The following is an 875-nucleotide window of genomic DNA, read 5'->3' on the forward strand; positions in this document are numbered from 1 at the left end:
GAAAATTTATTATGAAATGGAGCATGGCAATGGCATGATCTCTATTCGTATCCGTTCGGCCAATGGCGTCAACTTAAGGTTTAGCTGTTATTGATAACCAAGTATAATAGGAGGGTAGGCTAATCATGAATTGCCTTAAGTTGACGCCATTGTCCGTTCGGCTACTTTTTTTGATCAAGCAAAAAAAGTAGCTTTAAAATAAGTAGTTTTTAAAAAAAATGGATAAAATTATCAATAATCTATAAAATATGGCTACCACGCAAATGAACGGATACCATTATTTGCGATTTAATCCAACTAATATATTATTTAAACTCGTTTCATCTGTTACCAAAACTGCTCTTGCTTTACTTCCTTCAAAAGGACCGACAATGCCTGCAGTTTCTAATTGGTCTATGAGTCTTCCAGAACGATTATAACCAAGTTTTAACTTCCGTTGAATAAGAGAAGTGCTTCCCTGTTGATGTAATACAATTAACCTTGCTGCTTCTTCAAACAAAGGATCTATTCCTTGTAGATCTACTGCCACGGTATCATCTTTGTCCTCCTCATTATAAGTGGGTAACATATATGCAGAAGGATAGCCTTGTTGTGCACCAATGTAGGTACACACCCGTTCTACTTCCGCTGTATCTAAGAAAGGGCCTTGTAATCGGATAATGTCAGAGTTCATAGCGAGTAGCATATCTCCATTTCCTACCAATTGTTCTGCTCCACTAGCATCTAAAATGGTTCTAGAATCAATACGGGAGCTTACTTTATAGGAAATCCTAACAGGAAAATTGGCTTTGATCGTACCGGTAATAACATTGACCGAAGGGCGCTGGGTCGCTAAAACAAGATGTATCCCAATGGCACGTGCCAACTGGGCTAGG

General features: G+C 38.4%; 1 protein-coding gene. It reads right to left on the reverse strand.

The genetic code is table 11. The features are described 5' to 3' along the window. Positions 1-277: 277 nt before the first annotated feature. A partial coding sequence (locus EDM02_RS00005) for a DNA translocase FtsK (RefSeq protein WP_148053541.1) occupies positions 278-875 on the reverse strand: 598 nt, incomplete at its 5' end.

Source organism: Candidatus Cardinium hertigii (assembly GCF_003788695.1).